The 22,747-nt window shown below is 70.2% G+C and carries 14 protein-coding genes; 8 read left to right on the top strand and 6 right to left on the bottom strand.

Annotated features, from left to right (window positions below; genetic code table 11):
- Window positions 1–365 precede the first annotated feature (365 nt).
- On the bottom strand, window positions 366–608 hold the full coding sequence (locus tag OG735_RS29570; RefSeq protein WP_327326180.1) for a hypothetical protein: 243 nt from the start codon (window positions 606–608) through the stop codon (window positions 366–368).
- Window positions 609–626: 18 nt separating this feature from the next.
- Between OG735_RS29570 and OG735_RS29575 the strand changes: the two genes are divergently transcribed.
- Complete coding sequence (locus tag OG735_RS29575; RefSeq protein ID WP_327326181.1) at window positions 627–2,645, top strand: HelD family protein; 2,019 nt, start codon at window positions 627–629, stop codon at window positions 2,643–2,645.
- Between the two features lie 96 nt (window positions 2,646–2,741).
- On the opposite strand, the gene glgB is transcribed toward OG735_RS29575, so the two are convergent.
- The 5 genes from glgB to OG735_RS29600 all read right to left on the bottom strand — a co-directional run bounded on the left by glgB (window position 2,742) and on the right by OG735_RS29600 (window position 11,834).
- Entirely contained in the window at window positions 2,742–5,093 is a 2,352-nt protein-coding gene (gene glgB, locus OG735_RS29580) for a 1,4-alpha-glucan branching enzyme (protein ID WP_442812510.1), read from the bottom strand.
- Window positions 5,094–5,123: 30 nt separating this feature from the next.
- Entirely contained in the window at window positions 5,124–6,542 is a 1,419-nt protein-coding gene (locus OG735_RS29585) for a maltokinase N-terminal cap-like domain-containing protein (RefSeq protein ID WP_327326182.1), read from the bottom strand.
- A 154-nt stretch (window positions 6,543–6,696) separates the two neighbouring features.
- Window positions 6,697–8,421, bottom strand: a complete 1,725-nt coding sequence (gene treS, locus OG735_RS29590; RefSeq protein WP_327326183.1) for a maltose alpha-D-glucosyltransferase — start codon at window positions 8,419–8,421, stop codon at window positions 6,697–6,699.
- Window positions 8,418–10,406, bottom strand: coding sequence for an alpha-1,4-glucan--maltose-1-phosphate maltosyltransferase (locus tag OG735_RS29595; protein ID WP_327326184.1), 1,989 nt, complete (start codon window positions 10,404–10,406; stop codon window positions 8,418–8,420). The genes treS and OG735_RS29595 overlap by 4 nt, the downstream gene beginning before the upstream one ends.
- Window positions 10,407–10,922: 516 nt before the next feature.
- Window positions 10,923–11,834, bottom strand: coding sequence for an SDR family oxidoreductase (locus OG735_RS29600; RefSeq protein ID WP_327326185.1), 912 nt, complete (start codon window positions 11,832–11,834; stop codon window positions 10,923–10,925).
- Between the two features lie 136 nt (window positions 11,835–11,970).
- Between OG735_RS29600 and OG735_RS29605 the strand changes: the two genes are divergently transcribed.
- From OG735_RS29605 to OG735_RS29635, 7 genes are all read left to right on the top strand, one after another.
- Window positions 11,971–12,939: an AraC family transcriptional regulator gene (locus OG735_RS29605; RefSeq protein ID WP_327326186.1), complete on the top strand. Its 969-nt coding sequence runs from the start codon at window positions 11,971–11,973 to the stop codon at window positions 12,937–12,939.
- Between the two features lie 86 nt (window positions 12,940–13,025).
- Window positions 13,026–14,456, top strand: a complete 1,431-nt coding sequence (locus OG735_RS29610) for a 4-hydroxyphenylacetate 3-hydroxylase family protein (protein ID WP_327326187.1) — start codon at window positions 13,026–13,028, stop codon at window positions 14,454–14,456.
- Window positions 14,453–15,874 carry an MFS transporter gene (locus OG735_RS29615; RefSeq protein ID WP_327326188.1) on the top strand — a complete coding sequence of 474 codons (1,422 nt, stop codon included), beginning with the start codon at window positions 14,453–14,455 and terminating at the stop codon, window positions 15,872–15,874. Before OG735_RS29610 ends, OG735_RS29615 begins: the two co-directional genes overlap by 4 nt.
- A 96-nt stretch (window positions 15,875–15,970) precedes the next feature.
- Entirely contained in the window at window positions 15,971–17,116 is a 1,146-nt protein-coding gene (locus OG735_RS29620) for a monodechloroaminopyrrolnitrin synthase PrnB family protein (protein WP_327326189.1), read from the top strand.
- Window positions 17,117–17,139: 23 nt separating this feature from the next.
- Complete coding sequence (locus OG735_RS29625) at window positions 17,140–18,426, top strand: flavin-dependent oxidoreductase (protein WP_327326190.1); 1,287 nt, start codon at window positions 17,140–17,142, stop codon at window positions 18,424–18,426.
- 139 nt (window positions 18,427–18,565) lie between these two features.
- A complete protein-coding gene (gene glgP / locus OG735_RS29630; RefSeq protein ID WP_327326191.1) occupies window positions 18,566–21,223 on the top strand; it encodes an alpha-glucan family phosphorylase in 2,658 nt (885 codons plus the stop codon).
- Between the two features lie 279 nt (window positions 21,224–21,502).
- Window positions 21,503–22,726 (top strand): alginate lyase family protein, encoded by a 1,224-nt coding sequence (locus OG735_RS29635; RefSeq protein ID WP_327326192.1) that lies wholly within the window; start codon window positions 21,503–21,505, stop codon window positions 22,724–22,726.
- Window positions 22,727–22,747: the final 21 nt, after the last annotated feature.

Genomic DNA, 22,747 nt, shown 5'->3' on the forward strand with positions numbered 1-22,747 from the left:
GGCCTCCCAGCCCCTTCACTTCATTGACGCGACGGCGACGGCGAAATGTTTCACGCCGGCATCACCATGTGTGTGACCCGACGTTTCCTGTGTCTGGAGCGCATGGCCGGCGGAGCGTGGTCCGCTGTTCGCGAAGCCGTCCGTTCCGCAGAACGTGTGGCACAGGCCGCCCGGCGGGAGCTCCGGCCGTGCGCCCCGGAGCGCCAGTCGTTCGCGCACCCACCCCTTCGGCGCAAAAAAATACCCCGGACCGAATTGACGGCCGGGGTATTTCTCTGCGTATATTGGATGTTTCCGTGTTCGTGCACACCAAAGGGCACGGAGAAGTTCACTGGGGACACCGTATCGCGTCAGGAGCTGAATTGTCAACCGAGGAATTGCAGAATGAGCAGCAATTCGTCTCCCTGCTCTACAGGCGTCTCGACGCGCTCCGCGAGCAGGCCGAAGGTGCGGTCCGGACGGCGATCGGGCAGGCCGGGACCGGTCTTCAGGCCCGCGTGGAGCGCGATATCAGCGTCGCGGAACAGTCCGGACAGCTGTCCGCGCTGAATGCCGTGGATTCCGGACTCTGTTTCGGGCGTATCGATCTCAAGGACGGTGCCAGGCACCACATCGGGCGTATCGGAATGCGACAGGACGATACGGAGCGCACCCCTCTTCTCATCGACTGGCGTGCTCCCGTCGCGCGGCCCTTTTACCTCGCCACCGGCCATGAGCCGATGGGCCTGCGCCGACGCCGGCACATCACGACCAAGGCGCGCACCGTCACCGCGCTGCACGACGAGATCCTGGATCTCGCCGACGCCACCCGCACCGGGTACGAGGACCACGACGCGGACGCCGTGCTGCTCGCCGCGCTCGGAGCCGCGCGTACCGGGCGGATGAGCGACATCGTGCAGACCATCCAGGCCGAGCAGGACCGCATCATCCGCGCCCCGCAACGTGGCGTGCTCGTCGTCGAGGGCGGGCCCGGCACCGGGAAGACCGCGGTCGCGCTGCACCGGGCCGCCTATCTCCTGTACGCGCACCGCGAGCAGCTCGCCCGGCGCGCCGTGCTGATCGTCGGGCCGAACCCGGCGTTCCTCGGCTACATCGGGGAGGTGCTGCCCTCGCTCGGCGAGACCGGGGTGCTGCTGTCCACCATGGCGGAGCTCTATCCCGGCGTACGGGCCACCGGGACCGACACTCAGCGGGCCGCGGCCGTCAAGGGCCGTGCGGAGATGGCCGATGTGCTGGCCCGTGTCGTACGCGACCGGCAGACGCTCCCCGAGTCGGTGCCCGGGGTCGACCACGAGGACAGCGGGACGCTGCCCGAGCCCGCGCTGGAGATCGACCATCAGGAGCACGGGACGCTGCTGCTCCACCGCGAGATGGCGTACGAGGCCCGCGACCGGGCCCGCGCCACCGGGCTGCCGCACAATCTGGCCCGGCCGCACTTCGCGTTCCGGATCATCGACGCGCTGACCGAACAGCTCGTGGACCGGCTCGGTGCCGATCCGTACGGCGGACCGAACCTCCTCGGCCCCGACGACATCGCCCAGCTCGGCAAGGAGATCGCCACCAGCGCCGAGGTTCACTCGGCGATCGACGAGCTCTGGCCCTCGCTCACCCCGCAGCAGCTCGTCGCCGACTTCCTCGCCGAGCCCGAGGCCCAACTGCTTCACGAGGAAGCCGAGATCGTCCGGCGTACGCACGGCGCCTGGACGCCGGCCGATGTGCCGCTGCTCGACGAGGCCGCCGAGCTGCTCGGCGTCGACGACAGCGCGGAACGGGCCGCCGCAGAGGCCGAGCGGCAGGACCGGATCGCCTACGCGCAGGGCGTCCTCGAGCTCTCGCAGGGCTCCAAGACGTACGAGTTCGAGGACGAGGAGTCCGAGGTTCTCGCCGCGCACGACATCATCGACGCCGAGCGGATGGCCGAGCGCCAGGAGGAGGCCGACCACCGCAGCGCGGCCGCGCGCGCCGCCGCCGACCGGACCTGGGCGTTCGGGCACATCATCGTCGACGAGGCGCAGGAGCTGTCCGCGATGGCATGGCGGCTGCTGATGCGCCGCTGCCCCACGCGCTCGATGACCCTGGTCGGCGACCCGGCCCAGACCGGTGACGCGGCCGGATGCGGGTCGTGGCAGGAGATCCTCCGGCCGTACGTCGGCGACCGCTGGCAGCACAACCGACTGGGCGTCAACTACCGTACGCCCGCCGAGATCATGGAGCTCGCGGCGGACGTACGGCGTCGCGAGGATCCCGCCTTCGAGCCGCCGCGCTCGGTGCGTTCCACGGGCGTACGGCCATGGGAGGTGGCTGTCGCCCCGGACGAGCTCGCACGGACCGTCGCCGAGCGGGTGGCCGGATCTCCGCACGAGGGGCGGCTCGCGGTGATCGCCCCGGCCGGGCTCCACACCGCCCTCGCGGCCGAGCTGCCCGATGTCCCGAGCGGCGGTGAACCGGACCTCACCCGGCCCGTCGTGCTGCTCGACCCCCGCCAGGCGAAGGGTCTGGAGTTCGACACGGTGATCGTCGTCGAGCCGGAGCAGATCCGCGCCGGCTCGGCCCACGGCACGAACGACCTCTATGTGGCGCTGACCCGCGCCACCCAGCGCCTGGGGGTGGTGCGTACCGACCGCGGCCGCGGCCTGTCGCGGTGACCGCACCGGCTGACCGGGGCCGACCGGCAGCCGGTGCGTCCTCGATCGCCGGTCGGGCTGGGAGGACAAGCCCGCCCGGCGATCGAAGACATACGTTCACGCCGGGCGCAGCCACACCGTCGCCAGCGGCGGCAGCGTCAGCTGGATGCTGGCCGGGCGGCCGTGCGACGGCACCGACTCCGGCTTCAGCGGATCCTCGTTGAGCACATTGCCGCCGCCGTAGCGCGCCGCGTCCGTGTTGAGGATCTCCGTCCATGCCTGGCCCGGGTCCGGCACACCGAGGCGGTACTCATGGCGGACCACCGGCGAGAAGTGGCTGACGGCCAGCAGCGTTGCGCCCGAGGCGTCGTAGCGCAGGAAGGCGAAGACATTGTCCTCCGCCGCGTCACCGTCCACCCAGGCGAAGCCCTCGGGCAGGGTGTCGCGCTGCCAGAGCGCGGGGGTCGCGCCGTACACCGCGTTGAGATCGCTGACCAGGTGCCGTACCCCGCGGTGGTCCGCCTCCGCCGCGTACGACGGGTCGAGCAGCCACCAGTCCGGGCCATGGCCCTCCGACCACTCCGCGCCCTGCGCGAACTCCTGTCCCATGAAGAGCAGTTGCTTGCCCGGATGTGCCCACATGAAGCCCAGATAGGCGCGGTGGTTGGCGCGCTGCTGCCACCAGTCGCCGGGCATCTTGCTCACCAGCGACCGTTTGCCGTGCACCACCTCGTCGTGCGAGATCGGCAGGACATAATTCTCGCTGTACGCGTACACCATCGAGAAGGTCATCTCGTTGTGGTGGAACTTGCGGTGCACCGGTTCGTGTGTGACATAGCCCAGCGAGTCGTGCATCCAGCCCATGTTCCACTTCAGGCCGAAACCGAGGCCGCCGAAGCCGCCGGGGCCCACATGGTGGGTGGCACGGGTGACGCCGTCCCAGGCCGTGGACTCCTCGGCGATGGTGACGACGCCGGGACAGCGCCGGTAGACCGTGGCATTCATCTCCTGGAGGAAGGCGACCGCGTCCAGGTTCTCCCGGCCGCCGTGGACGTTCGGCGACCATTCGCCCTGCTCGCGGGAGTAGTCGAGGTAGAGCATCGAGGCGACGGCATCCACCCGCAGCCCGTCGATATGGAACTCCTCGCACCAGTACGTCGCGTTGGCGACCAGGAAATTCCGCACCTCCTTGCGGCCGTAGTCGAACTCGAGGGTGCCCCAGTCCGGGTGCGCGGCACGCGCCGGGTCCTCGTGCTCGTACAGCGTGCGGCCGTCGAACGCGGCCAGCGCCCAGTCGTCCTTCGGGAAGTGCGCCGGTACCCAGTCCACCAGCACCCCGATGCCCGCCCGGTGCAGGGCGTCGATGAGGAAGCGGAAATCGTCAGGGGTGCCCATCCGGGAGGTCGGTGCGTAGAAACCGGTGACCTGATAACCCCAGGAGCCGCCGAAGGGGTGCTCGGCGACCGGCATCAGCTCGACATGAGTGAAACCCAGGTCCTTGACGTACGCGGGGAGCTGGAGGGCGAGCTGGCGATAGGTCAGGCCGGGCCGCCAGGAACCCAGGTGCACCTCGTAGACGGAGAGGGGTGCCTCGTGCACCGGCAGGTCGCCGCGGTGCGCCATCCACTCCTCGTCCCGCCACACATGATGGGACTCGGTCACGATCGAGGCATTGGCAGGCGGCACCTCGGCGCGCTGCGCCATCGGGTCGGCGCGCAGGGTGTGCGATCCGTCCGGGCGGGTGATGTCGAACTTGTAGAGCGCGCCCTCGCTCACCCCCGGGACGAACAGCTCCCACACGCCCGTCGAGCCCAGTGACCGCATCGGATGGCCGGTGCCGTCCCAGTAATTGAAGTCGCCGACGACGCGCACCCCGCGGGCATTGGGCGCCCAGACGGTGAACCGGGTCCCGGTGACGGCCTGGTGCGTCATCGGATGCGCGCCGAGCGCCTTCCACAGCTCCTCGTGCCGACCCTCGCCGATCAGATGCAGATCGAGTTCGCCGAGTGAGGGCAGGAAGCGGTACGGGTCCTGCACCTCGATCTCGAGGGTGCCCGGGCTCTCGTCCTCTTCGGTGGCCTCGCCCGCGTCGTACGCGACCAGCAGTTGGTACTCCGGAACCGTACGCAGCGGCAGCACACCGGAGAAGAACCCGTCGCCGTCCTCATGCAGCTCGGCCCGCAGCCCCTTGGCCAGCACAGTCACCGCCCGCGCGTACGGGCGCAACGCGCGCAGCTCGACGCCGCCCCGGACCGAGTGCGCGCCGAGCAGCCCGTGCGGATCGTGGTGGGTGCCGGCCAGCAGCCGTTCCCTGTCCCCGGCCGCGAGCGGTCGCGCGGCCCGTACGCCATGACTGCCGCCGGCGCGCGGCCGTGGCGCGGCGGGCTGCTTGCGGCCGGGCCCGGCCGCTGCCGTCGGATTCGGTACATCGGGGTCGGAGGAATTACGGGACGGGGGTCGGGCGGTCACGGGGGTCGGCCTCCTTGGGCTGTGGGGGGATCAGGTGAGGGCGGCCAGACGGTCGATCGCCGCCATCGGCACCGGCAGCCAGTCGGGGCGGTGCCGGGCCTCGTACACGACCTCGTACACGGCCTTGTCCGTCTCGTACGCGCGCAGCAGTTCGGGCTCGGTGCGCGGATCGGCGCCGGAGATCTCGGCATAGCCCTCGCAGTACGCCGTACGGCAGCGCTCCGCCCAGGCCGGGTTCCACGGGCGGTGCGTACGGGCCGCGTAGTCGAACGAGCGGAGCATGCCGGCCACATCGCGTACCGGGGGCTGCGGCCTGCGCCGTTCGCTGAGCGGGCGCGCGGGCTCACCCTCGAAGTCGATGACCGACCAGTGGCCGTCGCCGTCGCCGTCGCCGTCGGAGGATCCGGAGACACCGGGGGAACCGGCGGCGAGCAGGGTCTGCCCCAGATGGAGGTCGCCGTGCACGCGCTGTGCCCGCCAGGCGCGGCCGCGCCTGCCCAGCGCGGCGATCGCGTCGAAGGCGGCGCGCAGCCGGGGCGCGTACGGCAGCAGGGCGGGCACCGCCTGCGCGGCCGCGTCCAGCCGCTCCGACATCGCCGCAGCCAGATGCTCGGCCTGCTGTCGGCGCAGCATCACCGTCGGCAGGGCGCCGGCCAGCGCCGAATGGACCTCGGCGGTGACCCGGCCCAGCGCGCAGGCCTCTGCGGTGAAGGAGCGCCCGTCCGCCAGCGACTCCAGCGCGAGCAGCCAGCCGTCCTCGGAGCCGCGCAGGAACGGCTGCAGAACACCGAGGGTGTACGGCTCCGGTGTGGTGGACTCGTACCAGGCGACGGGCGCGGGCACCCGGCCGCACCCGGCGCGGGCGAGCGCGAGCGGCAGCTCGAGATCGGGGTTGGGGCCCGGATGGACCCGGCGGAAGAGCTTGAGGATGTACGCATCGCCGTACACCAGCGAGGAGTTGGACTGCTCGGCGTCCAGCGGCCGTGCGGTGAGCCCGCCGGGAATGGCCGGGCCGCGGTCGAGCCGGTCGAAGCGGAGCGGCCCGAGTACGCCGGGCGTGCGCAGCCGCTCCAGGATCAGCTCGGCGAGACGCGGATCATGTACGCCCTCGTAGACCGTCAGCCCGGCCAGCGGGCCCTCCGCGGGACGGCCGATCAGCGCGGGCGCGAGATACGGCGGCAGTGTCTGGCGTACTCCGAGCAGGAGTTGGTAGCAGTCGTTCGTGGACGGAGCGGGAGGTCCATGCTGCTGGACGCGCACGAGCAGATGCAGCAGCCCGGCACCTGGGCCGTCCACCGGCAGCAGTTCGGTCGCCGAGACGGGCGAGAACCCGGTGACAGGGCGGCCCTTGCCGGCGAACCAGCGCTGCCGGGGCAGCCATTCGTGCAGGAGTGGGGCGAGTGACGGGAGAAGAGCGACGGGAGTCCGGGTGGATGCAGCCTCCGACATGGCATCGCGTCCTTTCCCCGGGTACACCACGAATGCGCAGAGTGTCCCGGATTACAGCAGTGGCTGTCCGGCGGCGCGCGGGGATGAAGGGGAGAGTGCCCGGTGCGGGGCGGCGGAAACCGCCCCGCGGGACATACCTGTCCCCAGATGTGACTCAGGTTGTAGCCGAATCCTTCCGCAGCCGGAACCAGTAGAAGCCGTGACCGGCGAGAGTCAGCAAGTAGGGCCACTGACCGATGGCCGGGAATCGCACTCCGCCGATGAGCTCCACCGGATGGCGTCCGCTGAACGTCCGCAGATCGAGCTCGGTGGGCTGCGCGAAACGCGAGAAATTGTTCACGCAGAGCACGAGATCGTCCCCGTGTCCGTCAACTGACGGGGCCTCGCGCAGGAAGGCGAGCACGGCCGGGTTCGACGAGGGCAGTTCGGTGTACGAGCCCAGTCCGAAGGCGTGGTTCTGCTTACGGATCTCGATCATCCGCCGGGTCCAGTGCAGCAGCGAGGACGGCGAGGCCATCGCCGCCTCCACATTGGTGACCTGGTAGCCGTAGACCGGATCCATGATCGTCGGGAGGTAGAGCCGGCCCGGGTCGCTGGAGGAGAATCCCGCGTTCCGGTCCGGTGTCCACTGCATCGGGGTCCGCACGGCGTCCCGGTCGCCGAGCCAGATGTTGTCGCCCATCCCGATCTCGTCGCCGTAGTACAGGATCGGCGAGCCCGGCAGCGACAGCAGCAGCGCCGTGAACAGCTCGATCTGATTGCGGTCGTTGTCCAGCAGCGGGGCCAGCCGCCGGCGGATGCCGATATTGGCGCGCATCCGAGGATCCTTGGCGTACTCCGCGTACATGTAGTCGCGCTCTTCGTCCGTGACCATTTCGAGCGTGAGCTCGTCGTGGTTGCGCAGGAAGATGCCCCACTGGCAGTTCTTCGGGATCGCCGGTGTCTTGGAGAGGATCTCGGAGACCGGATAGCGCGATTCGCGCCGTACGGCCATGAAGATCCGCGGCATCACCGGGAAGTGGAACGCCATATGGCACTCGTCGCCGCCGACCGGGAAGTCGCCGAAGTAGTCGACGACGTCCTCCGGCCACTGGTTGGCCTCGGCGAGGAGCACGGTGTCCGGGTAGTGGGCGTCGATCACCTTGCGTACGTGCTTGAGGAAGGTGTGGGTGGCGGGGAGGTTCTCGCAGTTGGTGCCCTCCTCCTGGTACAGGTACGGCACGGCGTCCAGCCGGAAGCCGTCGATGCCCAGGTCCAGCCAGAAGCGCAGGGCCGAGATGATCTCCTCCTGCACCGCCGGGTTCTCATAGTTGAGATCGGGCTGGTGGGAGAAGAAGCGGTGGAAGTAGTACTGCTTGCGCACCGGGTCGAAGGTCCAGTTGGACGTCTCGGTGTCGACGAAGATGATCCGGGCGTCCTGGAACTGCTTGTCGTCGTCGGCCCAGACGTAGTAGTCGCCGTACGGCCCCTCCGGGGCGCTGCGGGACTCCTGGAACCACGGGTGCTGATCGCTGGTGTGGTTCATGACAAAGTCGATGATGACGCGCATGCCCCGCTGATGGGAGGCGTCGACGAACTCCACGAAGTCGGCCAGGTCGCCGAAGTCCGGGAGCACGGCGGTGTAGTCGGAGACGTCGTAACCGCCGTCCCGCAGCGGCGACTTGAAGAATGGCGGCAACCAGAGGCAGTCGACTCCCAGCCACTGCAGATAGTCCAGTTTGGCGGTGATGCCCTTGAGGTCGCCGATGCCGTCGCCGTTGCTGTCCTGGAAGGACCGCACGAGGACTTCGTAGAAAACGGCCCGTTTGAACCAGTCGGGGTCGCGATCCTTGGCGGGTGTGTCCTCGAACGTGTCGTGGACGGGCTCATTGACGATCATGATGTGGGTGACCCTCCGATCGGCGGGGACGGTCGCAGAACGAGGATGTGCGCGGGCGTGCTGCCCGGCTCGAGGCGCACATAGTTGGCCCTGCCCCAGTGATAGGTCTCGCCGGTGAGCTCGTCGCGCACCGGTGCGCTCTCGTGCCAGTCGAGGCCGAGATGCGGCATGTCCAACGAGACTGTGGCCTCCTGGGTGTGGTGGGGGTCGAGGTTGGCGACCACGAGGACGGTGTTCGAGCCCGACCGTTTCGAGTACGCGATCACCGCGTCGTTGTCGGTGTGGTGGAAGTGGATGTCACGCAGCTGCTGGAGGGCGGGATGGCGGCGGCGGATCCGGTTGAGCGTGGTGATCAGGGGGGCGATGGTGCGGCCCTCGCGCTCCGCCGACTCCCAGTCGCGCGGCCGCAGTTGGTACTTCTCCGAGTGAAGGTACTCCTCGCTGCCTGCCCGCACGGGCGTGTTCTCGCAGAGCTCGTAGCCGGCGTAGACACCCCAGGACGGCGCCATGGTCGCGGCGAGCACCGCGCGTACCTCGAACGCCGGGCGGCCGCCCTGCTGGAGGTAGGCGTGCAGGATGTCGGGCGTGTTCACGAAGAAGTTGGGCCGCATATGGGAAGCGGCATCGCCGGAGAGCTCGGTGAGGTAGTCGGTCAGCTCCTGCTTGGTGTTGCGCCAGGTGAAGTACGTGTACGACTGCTGGAAGCCGATCGCGCCGAGGGTGTGCATCATTGCCGGACGGGTGAACGCCTCGGCCAGGAAGAGCACATCGGGATCGGTGCGGTTGATGTCCGCGATCACCTTCTCCCAGAAGATGACCGGCTTGGTGTGCGGGTTGTCGACGCGGAAGATCCGTACGCCGTGGTCCATCCAGAAGCGCAGCACCCGCAGCGTCTCGCGAACCAGTCCGCGCATGTCCTGGTCGAAGGCGACGGGATAGATGTCCTGGTACTTCTTCGGCGGGTTCTCGGCGTACGCGATCGAGCCGTCGGCACGGTGGTGGAACCACTCGGGGTGCTCGGTCACCCAGGGATGGTCGGGCGAGCACTGGAGCGCGAAGTCCAGGGCGACCTCCATGCGCAGGGCGGCTGCCGTCTCGACGAAGTGGTCGAAGTCCTCGAGGGTGCCCAGATCGGGGTGGAGCGTGTCATGGCCGCCGTCGGCCGAGCCGATGGCCCAGGGCACTCCGACATCGTGGGCGCCGGGGGAGAGGCTGTTGTTGGGGCCCTTGCGGAAGGTGGTGCCGATGGGGTGGACGGGCGGCAGATAGACGACGTCGAAGCCCATCGCGGCGACGGCGGGCAGCCGTTCGGCCGCGGTGCGGAAGGTGCCGGAGACGGGCGGCGCGCCCTCCTTGACGACCGCGCCCTCGGAGCGCGGGAAGAGCTCGTACCAGGAGCCGTAAAGCGCGCGCTGCCGCTCGACGAGGAGCGGCAACGGGCGTGAGGAGGTGACCAGTTCGCGGAGCGGGTGGCGGGCGAGCGCCGCGGCGGCGTCCGGGGCCAGGGCGGCGGCGAGCCGCGCGGCGGCGGGCCGCGCGGCGTCGCGCAGCGCGTCGACGGCGGCGAGCACGGCCTCGCGCCCGTCGTTCTTGGGCACTCCGGCGGCGGCCCTTTCGTACAGGTCGGCGCCTTCGGCCAGCACGAGGGGGGTGTCGATACCGGCGGGGATCTTGATCTGGGCGTGGTGCCGCCAGGTGGCGACCGGGTCGCTCCAGGCCTCGACGGCATACGTCCAGCGGCCCTCGGCATCCGGGGTGACGTCGGCACCCCAGCGGTCGGCGCCGTGCGCGAGCTCGCGCATGGGGGTCCAGGGTCCGGGGTGACCGCTGGGATCGCGCAGTACGACATTGGCGGCGACCGCGTCATGACCCTCGCGGAAGACGGTGGCGGTGACCTGGAAGGTCTCACCTGCCACCGCTTTCGCTGGCCTTCTTCCACAGTCGACGAGGGGGCGGACGTCCAGGACGGGGATGCGACCGATCATGGGATCACCTGAGGGCTGTGCGGGCAGGGCGGATTGAGCGGGTTGTTTCTTTTTACGAGGTTTGGTTGTTCTTTGTAGCTGCTCAGTCGGCGACTGGCGGGCTGTGGGCATGGCCGCTCCTGTCCGCGTTCACTCGGGTGGGCGGAAAGAATGCTGTGAGAGGTGCGCGATCGCATGCGTACCGGAGGAGCCTTCCCACGCCCTTCGGGTGGGCAATCCGGTGGTTTGTTAACTACTAGGGCGTAGGTGGCGGCACAAGAACCTCGCGAGCCCGGATCGGGTTTCTGCTGGGGTCGGGGGTTGTCTCCCGGGGGATGCGGCACTACTGGGGCGTAGGTGGCGGCACAAGAACCTCGTGAGCTCTGATCGGGTTTGACGGGGCGTTGGTGACACCACAGGAACCTCGCGGTCTCGAACTGGTTTCCGTAGGAAGCAAAGAAACCGGCCCCGTCGAGTGACGGGACCGGTCTCGGCCGACTGCTTACGCGCCCCAGCTCGGCTCGGGCTTCCTTCCGCTCATGACTGCTCACCCGACCACATCTGCCACGGCTGCCGCGCCACCCAATCGTCCACCGGCGCCGGCTTCACCGAGAGCGCCTCCGCGGTGGCGCCGTCGTCGCCCGCCAGCAGACCGGGCTCCGCGCCGCTCGCCATGTAGTGGTAGATCCCCGCCACTCCGGCCGCCGCCTCGCGGCCAAGGATCTGCGCCAGCCCCTGCTCGAAGATGCCCGGCTCCAGCGGCACGTAGCGGACATCGCGCCCGAGCCCCTGCCCGAACGCCGCCGCGAGCTCACTGCCCGTCAGCGTCTGCGCACCGCCGATGTCGAAGGTGCGGCCCGCCACGCCGTCGACCGTGAGCGCCGCGTAGACCGCCTCCGCCAGGTCCCGGTGCGAGATCCACGCGGTCGGCGCGTCGGCCGGCAGCGGATAGGCGAGCACACCCTCGTTCACCAGCGCCGGGCCGTTCCACGGGCTGAAGAGGTTGTCGAGATAGACCGGCGGTCGTACGACCACGACCTCCACGCCGCTCTGGGCGAGGCTCTCCCGGAACACCGTCTCGGCGAGCCGGCGCGTCTCGAAAGCCGCGACATTCGTGGTCCGGTCCGGGATACGGGTGTTGGCGTTGTAGACCAGTCGGCGCAGCCCGGCCTCGCGGGCCGCCTTCGCGATGTGCTGTGCGTACGTCATGACCCGCTCGGCCTGGTACACGAGCGGCAGCACCACCGCGGCGTGTGTGGCCCCTGCGAAGAGCTGGCGTACGTCTTCATACCGCCCGAGGTCACCGCCGGCGACGGAGATGCCGGGCAGCTCCGGGCGGTCCGCGTCGGACTTGCGGCTCAGTGTGCGGACCCGGTGGTGCCGTTCGGCCAGCAGGCGGGCCGTCGCACCGCCCTGGAAGCCGGTCGCCCCCACAACCGCTACGCGCATCGGATTGTGATCGGACATAAGTCTGATGAGCCCTTCGATAGGGTGTGACTGCTGCCGTGAACGGCTCTTCCAGGCTCGCGTCGGTGGCTTCGGCCGATCAATTAACAAACCGGGGCGGAGGTTGAAGGATCGTCCAATGGAACCCACGGAATCCGAAGGCGACGATCTCCTCAGTGAACTGCTGAAACCCCTCCGTCTCACCGGGGTCTTCGACAGCCGCTGGCATGTCAGCGCACCCTGGGCCATCGAGGGCGACGCGGAACAGAGCTGCGCCGTACTCCACTTCATCACCGAGGGCGGCTGCTGGATCACCGGCGAGGACCAGACCCCGCTCGAACTGCACGAAGGCGACCTCGCCGTGTTCCCCACCGGCACCGCCCACCGGCTCTCCGACCGGCCCGACCGGCGGGGCGTGGCGCTCGCCGCCGTACTGCCCGAGCGCCAGCCCGGCACCTCCGGCGAGATCAGGATCGAGGGCGAAGGCCCCGAGAGCCGCCTCCTCTGCGCCGGACTGCACTACGACGCCAGCGCCGCCACCGGCCTCTACAAGGCGCTGCCCTGGGCGCTGGTGCTCGACGGCTCCCAGGTGGACAAGGAGCCGCTGCTGCGCGACACCCTGCGGCTGCTCGCCGCCACCGACCGGCCCGTGGGTCCCGGCGACCGGCTGATCACGCTGCGCGCCTTCGAGATGGCGCTCGTCCTCGCGCTGCGGCCGCTGCTGCGCGAGCTCGCCGACAACCCCTCCTCGCTGCCCGTGCTGCGCCACCCGGGCATCAGCAAGGCCATGGTGATCATCGCGACCCGGTTCGCGGAGCCCTGGACCATCGAGTCGCTCGCCCGCGAGGTCGGCATGTCCCGTTCCGCCTTCACCGCCGCCTTCCGTGACCTGGTCGGCGAGGCGCCCGCACGGCATCTGACGGGCCGGCGGATGCAGGAGGCGGCCCGACTGCTCGGCGAGACCTCGCTGCCGCAGTCGGCCGTGCCGCAGCGCGTCGGCTACCAGAGCGCCGTCGGCTTCCACCTCGCTTTCCGGAAGTGGTACGGAATGACGCCGGGGGAGTACCGGTCGAAAAGCCCCTCAGCTGCAAGGCTGGCCGGTTATTAACTACCGCTGGACGGTCGTTCATTGCCCTGTGTCCTTGGCGGGATACAGGCTCGCTGAGTCGAGAGCCATCCGTTTGAGGAGAGACGTTGACCAGGTCCGGCCAGGATTACCTCGAGTCGCTCTGTGATGGGCGCGAGGTGTGGCTCGACGGCGAACGGGTCAAGGACGTCACCCGCCACGCCGGCTTCCGCAACACCGCGGCGTCGATCGCCGGCCTGTACGACCTGGCGCACGACTCCGAGTACAGCGAAGTGCTCACCTGCGGCGGCGTCCACCGGGCCTTCGCCGTACCGCGCTCGTACGAAGACCTGGTCGCGCGGCGCACCGCGTACAAGGTGTGGGCGGAGTCGAGCTTCGGCTTTCTCGGCCGTACGCCGGACTACATGGCGGGTGGTGCCGCCGGCTTCGCCGCCGTGCCGCGGCTGTTCACCACCGACTCCTTCGACGGCGCCGAGAACGCTCTCGCTTTCCACCGCAGGCTCGCCGAGGGCGATCTGTACTCGGCCTTCACCATCACCAACCCGCACTCCGGCAAGGGGGAGGACGACCTGGTGGTGCGGGTCGTCGCCGAGAAGGACGGCGGGATCGTGGTGAGCGGCGCGAAGATGATCGGCACCGGCGCGGTCTTCGCCGACGAGGTGATCGTCGGCACGATCGAGCCGCTGGCCCCGGAGGACGTGGAGCACGCGCTGTGCTTCTCCCTCCCGGTCGACACGCCGGGCCTGAAGTTCGTCTCGCGTACGTCCTACGAGGCACAGGCCCGGAGCGTCTTCGACAACCCGCTCTCCTCCCGCTTCGACGAGAACGACGCGCTGCTCGTGTGCGAAGAGGTCTTCGTACCCTGGGAGCGGGTGCTGACCTACCGCAATGTCGAGGCGACCGGCGCGATGTGGTGGCAGACGCCTGCCTATCTCAACTTCGGGCACCAGGCGGCCACCCGCTTCTGGACCAAGCTCGAATTCCTCACCGGCCTCGCCATCCTGCTGACCCGCGCCAACAAGACGTACCAACTGCCGCCCGTCACCCAGTCGGTCGGCCGGCTGCTCGGCATGGTCGCCCAGGCCAAGGCTTTTGTACTGGCCGCCGAGGCCGACTGCGAACAGGTCGACGGCGGCCGCGGCGGCGTCATGCCCGGCCAGGAGATCTCCTTCGCCCAGCGCATCATGGCCGGCGAGCTCTACCCGCGCGCCGTCCAGGAGATCAAGCTGCTCGCGGGCGGCGGCGTCATCCAGCTGCCCGCGTCCGCCGAGGACCTGCTCCACCCTCAGCTCGGTCCCGTCGTCCAGAAGTACCTGCGCGTGCCCGGCACTGGGGCCGAGGACCGGATCAAGCTGCTCAAGCTGGTCTGGGACGCACTCGGTTCGGAGTTCGCCGGACGCCATGAGCAGTACGAGCGCTTCTACCACGGCGCCCCGCACGTCTATCTGACCATGCAGACGTGGGCGGGCGGCGCCGAGAGCTGCGAGGAGCTGGCCCAGGCCTGCCTCGACGGCTATGGCCTGAGGACCGGCAAGTGACCTCGGCCCGAACGGGCGCCGCGCTCGCGCTGCTCGCCTCCACCCAGCTGCTGCTGATCATGGACACCGCGATCATCAATGTCGCGCTGCCGTCGGTCGGCGACGACCTCGGCTCCGGCTCGGCCGGTCTGTCCTGGGTGGCCAACGCGTATCTGATCACCTTCGGCGGGCTGCTGCTGCTCGGCGGCCGCACCGCCGATCTGCTCGGCCACCGGCGGCTCTACCTCACCGGCCTCGGACTGCTGGCCGCCGCCTCCGCGGCCGGCGGCATCGCCGGGACGGCGGGCGCGCTGATCGCCGCGCGGGCGGTGCAGGGCGTGGGGGCCGCACTCGCCGCCGCCGCGGCGTTCGCGCTGCTGCTCAACCTCTTCCCGGACGGGCCCGGCCGGCACAAGGCGCTCGGCGTGTTCGCCGCGATGGGCGGACTCGGCGGCGTACTGGGCACCGTGCTCGGCGGCGTACTCACCGACCTGCTCGGCTGGCGTTCCACGTTCTGGCTCAATGTGCTCGGCGGTCTGGTGCTCGGGTTACTCGCACTGCGCTTTCTCGACGGGGGGACGCGCAGCGCACAGCCCGGCTTCGATGTCGGCGGCGCGCTCACCGCCACCGGCGGCCTCGGCCTGATCGCGTACGCACTCGTCGGCGCGGGCGAGGCGGGCTGGACCTCCCCGCGCACGCTCGCCGCCGGCGGCGCCGGTCTCGCCCTCCTCGCCGCCTTCGCCGTCATCGAGTCGAGGATCGCCCGCCCGCTGGTGCCGCCCGCCGTACTGCGCCGGCCCGCACTGCGCCTCGCCAACCTCCTCAGCGCGCTGGCCCAGATGGCGCTGTTCCCGATGTTCTTCCTGGTCAGCCTCTATCTGCAGAGCGTGCTCGGACAGTCCCCGCTGACCGGCGGCCTCGGACTGCTGCCGCTGTCGCTCGTCGTCGTCGCCGTCGCACCGCAGACCGGCCGTCTCATCCTCCGTATCGGGCTCGGATCCACCATGACGCTCGGCTTCGCACTGCTCTTCGCCGGCATGGTCTGGCTGGCGCTCGCGCTCGCCGCCGACGGCACCTTCCTCAGCACGGTCCTCGCGCCGAGCCTGGTGCTCGGCATCGCTCTGCCGCTGGTCATGGTCACCACCAATGTGGCCGCCACCGCGGACGCCGCTCCCGAGGAGACCGGGCTCGCCTCCGGACTCATCAACACCAGCCAGCAGTTCGGCTCGGTCCTCGGACTCGCCGTCCTGGTGGCCGTCGCGACCACCGGCACCGGAGCGGCTGGCGGCGCCGGCGCCGAGACCGCCGGCTTCCGGTCCGCGCTGCTGGTCGGTGCCGGCTTCGCGGCCCTGGCCGCCCTGCTCTCCGTACGGCTGCGGCTGCCCGTACCCGCGATGGCGCCGCCACGCCAGGACCGCGTGGGCGGCGCCGTGGAGTGACCGTGTGCGGCGCGAAAGCGTGCGGAGAACGCATGCGGCGAACAGCGTCCGGTGACCGCGTGACGCCGGCCGCTCCGCATCCTACCCACTGAATCGATGTTGCCCGAGGGGGGCATTCCGTTGACCCTGTACGACCTTGTCGCGCCCGGTCTCGATCTGCGCGGTGAACCGCGTTACCGGATAGCAGAGATACGCGCGGCCGACCCGCTCGGCGCCGACGCGCTGCTTGCCGCGCTGCCCACGATGAACGCCGACGCCGATGTGCCCGCGCTCACCGTCGCCCTGCGCACCCTCGTACCCGACCCCGACCGGGTCGCCGCACTCGGCGTCACCGACGCGCTCGCCGCCATGCGCGACCTCGGCATCCTCCTCGGCTCCCTCAAACGCCACGGCACCGAACCCGTCGCCGCCGTGCCCGAAGTCCTGCCGGTGCTCGAGGAGCTGGGACGGCGCACCGACATGGTGCCGCGCGACACGGTGCACCACTACACGACCTGGAACCCGCTCGGACCCCGGCAGCGGATGTACACGGGCGACAAGATGGAGGGCAACCTCCAGGACGCCGTGCGGATGGTCTTCCCGAGCCTGGTCGCCGCACTCGACACCTGCGCGGAACTGGCCCGCCTGGAACCGTACGAACCCGGCTTCGCCCTCGCACTCGACCGTATGGCGCAGCATGTGCAGTCCATGGTCGACTCCATCGACTTCACCGTCGCCAATGTCTCACCGGTCTTCTTCGCGCAGGAGATGCGCTCCTACTTCGAGGAGATCGACGTCGCGGGCCACGAATACCTCGGCCCGGCCGCCGCCCAGGTGCCGCTCTGGCTGGTCGATCTGACGCTGTGGCAGTGCGACCGCAGCAACCCCGCATACGACGAGTTCCTCCGCGAATCGGTGCAGTACAGCCTCCCCTCCTGGCGCGACCACTTCGCCAGGCACCAGGGCGGCACCTCCGCCGTCTCCAAGCTCTCCGCCGCCATCAGCTGGGAGGCGGTCGACAGGCTGCCGCCGCAGCTCGCCGCGTCCGCGGTCTCCCTCACCCGGGTGCTGCGCATCCTCAAGACCTTCCGCGCCCGCCATATGACCGTCGCCCGCAAGGCGTACAGCGATGAGGTGCGGCTGTACGAGATGGGCAGCGGCGGGGCCCCGATCGCACTGCTGCGCTCGGTGCTCGATCTCACCAGGGACAACGAGACCCTCGTACGCCGCTCCGTCGAGCGGCCGCACACCCCCGCTGCCTGACCGTCCCAGGAGGTCCGTCCCCCATGACCCACATAATGATCGCCGGCGGTGGCATCGCCGGCCTCACCGCGGCACTCGCCCTGCACACCGCCGGATTCGAGAGGATCACCGTCGTCGAGACGGCCCGCCGGATCCAGCCGGTCGGCGCCGGGCTGAACCTCATGCCCAACGCGGTACGCGAACTCGACGCGCTCGGGCTGCTCGACCGGCTCGAGGAGCTGGCCGTACGCACCCGTGAGCTGCGCTACTACCACTGCCGCGGCGGACTCGTCTCCCGCGAGCCGCGCGGTCTCGGCGCCGGATACCACTGGCCGCAGCTCTCCATCCAGCGCGGCGACCTCCAGCTGGCCCTCGCCGACGCGGTACGCGAACGGCTAGGCCCCGGCGCACTCGTGGGCGGCGTCCGGGTCATCGGCCTCGACCCGCTTCCCGACGGCCGGCCCCGCGTCCAGCTGGAGCACCGCGACGGCGCACGGCGCGGCAAGGCCTCCCTCGAACCGGATGTCCTCATCGGCGCCGACGGCATCCGCTCGACGGTCCGCGCGGCCCTCAACCCGGGCGAGGGCGAGCCGCCGTGGAACGGGATGCTCGTGTGGCGCGGCGTCTCCTCGCTGCCCGCCGATCGGATCGGCACGTTCATGTTCATCGCGGGCGACGACCGGCAGAAGGCAGTCGTCTACCCGATGACCGAGCCCGCCGGGGACACCGGCGAGGTGCTCGTCAACTGGGCGCTCGCGATGCCCGCCGACTCCATCGACGACGCTACGCGCGGAGACTGGAACCGGCCGGTGCCGGTCGCCACATTCCTGCACCACTACGAGGGCTGGGACTTCGACGGCGTCAGCGTCCCCGAAGTGCTCCGGGCCGCCGACACCGCCTTCGAGTACCCGATGGTGGACCGCGAGCCGCTCGCGCGCTGGTCGTACGGCCGTACGACGCTGATCGGCGATGCCGCCCACGCCATGTACCCGATCGGCTCCAACGGCGCGACCCAGTCCATCGTCGACGGCCGCGCGCTGGCCCACGCCATGGCCCGGTACCCGGATCCGGTCGAGGCGCTGGCCGCTTACGAGGCGGAGCGCAGGCCCGCCATGACCGAGCTTCAGCGGGCGAACCGGCAGCTGGGCCCCGAGATCGTCATCAATATGGCTCATGAGCGTGCGCCGGACGGCTTCACCGACATCCACGAGGTGATACCGGCGCGGGAACTCGCCGAGATCGCCGCCCGGTATGCGGCGACCGGAGCCTTCGACCCGGAGTCCGTCAACCAGGGTTCCCCGTACGGCATTTCGGCGCGTTCGCCTCGCTGAGTGCCCCCGCGGGCGCCCGCCGGACGACCGCGCGCCGTGGTTGAGGAGGCTCGGCTACCACTACCGTCTGGGGTGACGGAGAGGCGCACACCGTCGTGCGTCCCCTCGGATGCGTACCTCCCCTGCGAAGGTGGGACCCGTGAAGGCCATTCGTCGATTCACCGTCCGCCCCGTCCTCCCCGAACCGCTCAGCCCGCTCAGCGATCTGGCGCGCAATCTGCGCTGGTCCTGGCACACCGAGACCCGTGACCTCTTCCAGGCCGTCGACCCCGAGGGATGGCAGGCGGCGGGCGGCGACCCCGTGCGGCTGCTCGGGGCCGTGTCCGCCGCCCGACTGGCCGAGCTGGCCGGAGACCGGCGCTTTCTGCGCAGACTGACCGCCGTGGCCGACGACCTGGACGACTATCTGCTCGGGCGCAGGTGGTACCAGGCACACAGCGGCACCTCCGATGTCGTCGACCCCGATGCGCCGGAATTCCCGGCCGCGGTCGCCTACTTCTCCCCGGAGTTCGGCGTCACCGCCGCGCTCCCGCAGTACTCCGGCGGCCTCGGCATCCTCGCCGGCGACCATCTCAAGGCAGCCAGCGACCTCGGCGTACCGCTCATCGGCGTCGGGCTGCTCTACCGCCACGGCTACTTCCGCCAGTCGTTGTCCCGCGACGGCTGGCAGCAGGAGCACTACCCGCTTCTCGATCCGAACGAGCTCCCGGTGAGCCTGCTGCGGGAGGCCGAGGGGGCACCCGTCCAGGTGTCCCTCGCCCTGCCCGGCGGGCGTTCGCTGCGCGCGCACATCTGGGTCGCCCAGGTCGGCCGCGTACCGCTGCTGATGCTCGACTCGGACGTCGAGGAGAACGGCCCGGGCGAGCGCGATGTCACCGACCGGCTGTACGGCGGCGGCAGCGAGCACCGGCTGCTGCAGGAGATGCTGCTGGGGATCGGGGGAGTACGGGCGGTACGTGCGTACTGCCGGCTGGCCGGCCACCCCGCGCCCGAGGTGTTCCACACCAACGAGGGGCACGCCGGCTTCCTCGGCCTGGAGCGCATCCGCGAACTGGGTGACACGGGCCTCGACTTCGACGCGGCCCTGGAGGCGGTCCGGGCCGGGACCGTGTTCACCACACACACGCCGGTGCCCGCCGGGATCGACCGTTTCGACCGCGAGCTCGTCGCCCGCCACTTCGGCGACCGCGGGGAGCTGGCCGGAGTCTCGGTCGAGAAGGTGCTCCAGCTCGGTATGGAGACCTATCCGGGCGGCGAGCCCAATCTCTTCAACATGGCGGTGATGGGGCTGCGGCTGGCCCAGCGCGCCAACGGGGTTTCCGTCCTGCACGGGGCGGTGAGCCGCGGTATGTTCGCCGGCCTGTGGCCCGGCTTCGACGCGGAGGAGGTGCCGATCACCTCGGTCACCAACGGGGTGCACGCGCCGACCTGGGTGGCTCCCGAGGTGTTCCGGCTCGGTGCGCGCCAGATCGGCCCGGGCCGCACCGAGGACGCCCTGTCCGTGGGCGACTCCGAGCGCTGGGACGCCGTCGCGGACATCGCGGACGCCGACATCTGGGAGCTGCGCCGCGCGCTGCGTGAACAGCTGGTCCTGGAGGTACGGGAGCGGCTGCACGCCTCCTGGCGGCAGCGCGGCGCCGGCGCGGCCGAACTGGGCTGGATCGACGGGGTACTCGACCCCGACGTGCTGACCATCGGGTTCGCCCGCCGGGTCCCCTCGTACAAACGGCTCACTCTGATGCTGCGCGACCGCGACCGGCTGATGGAGCTGCTGCTCCACCCCACCAGGCCCATCCAGATCGTCGTCGCCGGCAAGGCGCATCCGGCGGACGACAGCGGTAAGCGGCTGGTGCGGGAGCTGGTGCGGTTCGCCGACGATCCGCGGGTCCGCCATCGCATCGTCTTCCTGCCCGACTACGGCATGGCGATGGCGCAGAAGCTCTACCCGGGCTGCGATGTGTGGCTGAACAATCCGCTGCGGCCGCTGGAGGCCTGCGGGACGAGCGGGATGAAGGCAGCGCTGAACGGCTGCCTCAACCTGTCCGTGCTCGACGGCTGGTGGGACGAGTGGTTCGAGCCGGACTTCGGCTGGGCCATTCCCACCGCGGACGGCTCGGCCACCGACGACGACCGCCGCGACGAGCTGGAGGCGAGCGCGCTGTACGAGCTGATCGAGGAGCGGGTGGCACCCCGCTTCTACGACCGCAACGGCAGCGGACTGCCCGAGCGCTGGATCGAGATGGTCCGCCGGACGCTGACCACGCTCGGTCCCAAGGTGCTCGCCGGCCGCATGGTGCGCGAGTACGTGGAGCGGTTGTACGCCCCGGCCGCCCAGGCCCACCGGTCCCTGAACGCGGACACCGCAAGCGAGTTGGCGGCCTGGAAGTCCCGGGTGCGCAGTGCCTGGCCGCGGGTGGCCGTCGACCATGTGGAGGCCCTCGAACAGGCCGCGCCCGCGGGCACGGCCGAGCTGGGCTCCACCCTCGCGCTCCGGGTACGGGTCGCCCTGGGCGGCCTTCAGCCGGACGATGTGGAGGTGCAGGCGGTGGCGGGCCGGGTCGACTCCGACGACGCGATCGCCGGCGCCCGGACCACCCCGCTGAAGCCGACGAGTGGCCCCGACCTGGATGGCCGCTGGGTGTACGAGGGCCCGCTCGCACTCGACCGTACGGGCCCCTTCGGCTACACGGTGCGGATCCTGCCGGACCACCGACTGCTCGCCGCCAGTGCGGATCTGGGGCTGGTCGCGCTGCCGACGGAGGCCACGGGGGAGGGCGCGGGCGTGCTGATGCGCTGATGCGTTGATCGATGGGGTTGGTGCGCTGATTCACGGTGATGTCCGCGCACTGCCGCAGGGCGAACCCGGCCGCATCCGCGGCCGGGTTCGCCCATGTGTGCCGCCCGAGCCTTCAGTGACGGGATTGACCCGGCCTTTCTTCACGTCTTGAACTCGAAGCCTTGACGTGCTCATGGGATGCCTTTAGTTTCCTCACCCATCATGGCGTTCACTCTCACGCTCAACGTTCATATGAGTGAACCCAGTTGGAGAGCGATCCCACCCGGAAGGCCACCCCCCATGCGTACCGGATCACGCGCCCTGCGCAGACCAAGAGCGCTTCTGCCCGCCCTCGCCGCAGTCCTGGCCTCAGCCCTGGCCGCGGTGCTGACAGCCCCGGCATCAGCCGTCAGGGACACCGCTCAACAGGCCGCCGCACCCGCGGCGTTCACCCACCCCGGCGTGCTCGTCGGCCGCCCCCAGCTCGACTTCGTGAAGGCGAAGGTCAAGGCCGGCGCCGAGCCCTGGAAGTCCGCCTACGATCAGCTGCTCAGCAGCAAGTACGCCTCGCTGTCGCGTACCGCCAAGCCTCGCGCGGTCGTCGAGTGCGGTTCGTACTCCAACCCCAACATCGGCTGTACGGACGAGCGCGAGGACGCCATCGCCGCGTACACCCTCTCGCTGGCCTGGTACATCGGCGGGGACAGCCGGTACGCCAGGAAGTCGATCGAGATCATGGACGCCTGGTCCGCCGTGATCAAGAACCACACCAACAGCAACGCCCCGCTGCAGACCGGCTGGGCCGGATCCTCCTGGCCCCGGGCCGCCGAGATCGTCAAGTACACCTACAGCTCCTGGCCGAACTCCGGTCGCTTCGGCACCATGCTGCGCACCGTCTACCTCCCCGAGGTGATCAACGGCTCGCACTCCAACGGCAACTGGGAGCTGAGCATGACGGAGGCCGCGATCGGTATCGCCGTCTTCCTGGAGGACCGCGGCGCCTACGACAAGGCCGTTGCCACATTCCGCGGCCGCGTTCCCGCGTACATCTATCTGACCTCCGACGGCTCGCTGCCGAAGACCGCACCCGGCTCCGGTCTCGACACCCGCGACAAGATCATCAAGTACTGGCAGGGCCAGTCGACGTTCATGGACGGTCTCAGTCAGGAGACCTGCCGCGATCTCACCCACACCGGATACGGACTCTCCGCCATCTCGCACATAGCCGAGACCAGCCGAATCCAGGGCCGGGACCTCTACCCGGAGGTCGCCGACCGGCTCCGGCACGCGCTCGGGCTGCATGCCAAGTACCAGCTCGGCACGCCCGTGCCCGGCAACCTCTGCAACGGCAGCCTCAAGGACAAGCTCGGCCCCGTCACCGAGGTCGGCTTCAACGCCCTGCGTAACCGCATGGGCATCGACATGAGCAACACCCGGCGCCTCACCGAGCAGCAGCGGCCCGCGGGCTCGAACAACCTGTTCGTGGCGTGGGAGACCCTGACGCACGCCAACAACCCGGCGTAGAACGCGGAAGCTGCCCGGGGG

Origin of the sequence: Streptomyces sp. NBC_01210, assembly GCF_036010325.1 — a bacterium.
GTDB lineage: Bacteria > Actinomycetota > Actinomycetes > Streptomycetales > Streptomycetaceae > Streptomyces.

Coding starts and splice junctions, on each gene's coding strand:
- OG735_RS29575 (WP_327326181.1), top strand. CDS start 627: ATGCGACAGGACGATACGGAGCGCACCCCTCTTCTCATCGACTGGCGT.
- OG735_RS29585 (WP_327326182.1), bottom strand. CDS start 6,542: ATGTCGGAGGCTGCATCCACCCGGACTCCCGTCGCTCTTCTCCCGTCA.
- treS (WP_327326183.1), bottom strand. CDS start 8,421: ATGATCGTCAATGAGCCCGTCCACGACACGTTCGAGGACACACCCGCC.
- OG735_RS29595 (WP_327326184.1), bottom strand. CDS start 10,406: ATGATCGGTCGCATCCCCGTCCTGGACGTCCGCCCCCTCGTCGACTGT.
- OG735_RS29600 (WP_327326185.1), bottom strand. CDS start 11,834: ATGCGCGTAGCGGTTGTGGGGGCGACCGGCTTCCAGGGCGGTGCGACG.
- OG735_RS29605 (WP_327326186.1), top strand. CDS start 11,971: ATGGAACCCACGGAATCCGAAGGCGACGATCTCCTCAGTGAACTGCTG.
- OG735_RS29620 (WP_327326189.1), top strand. CDS start 15,971: ATGTTGCCCGAGGGGGGCATTCCGTTGACCCTGTACGACCTTGTCGCG.
- OG735_RS29625 (WP_327326190.1), top strand. CDS start 17,140: ATGACCCACATAATGATCGCCGGCGGTGGCATCGCCGGCCTCACCGCG.
- OG735_RS29635 (WP_327326192.1), top strand. CDS start 21,503: ATGCGTACCGGATCACGCGCCCTGCGCAGACCAAGAGCGCTTCTGCCC.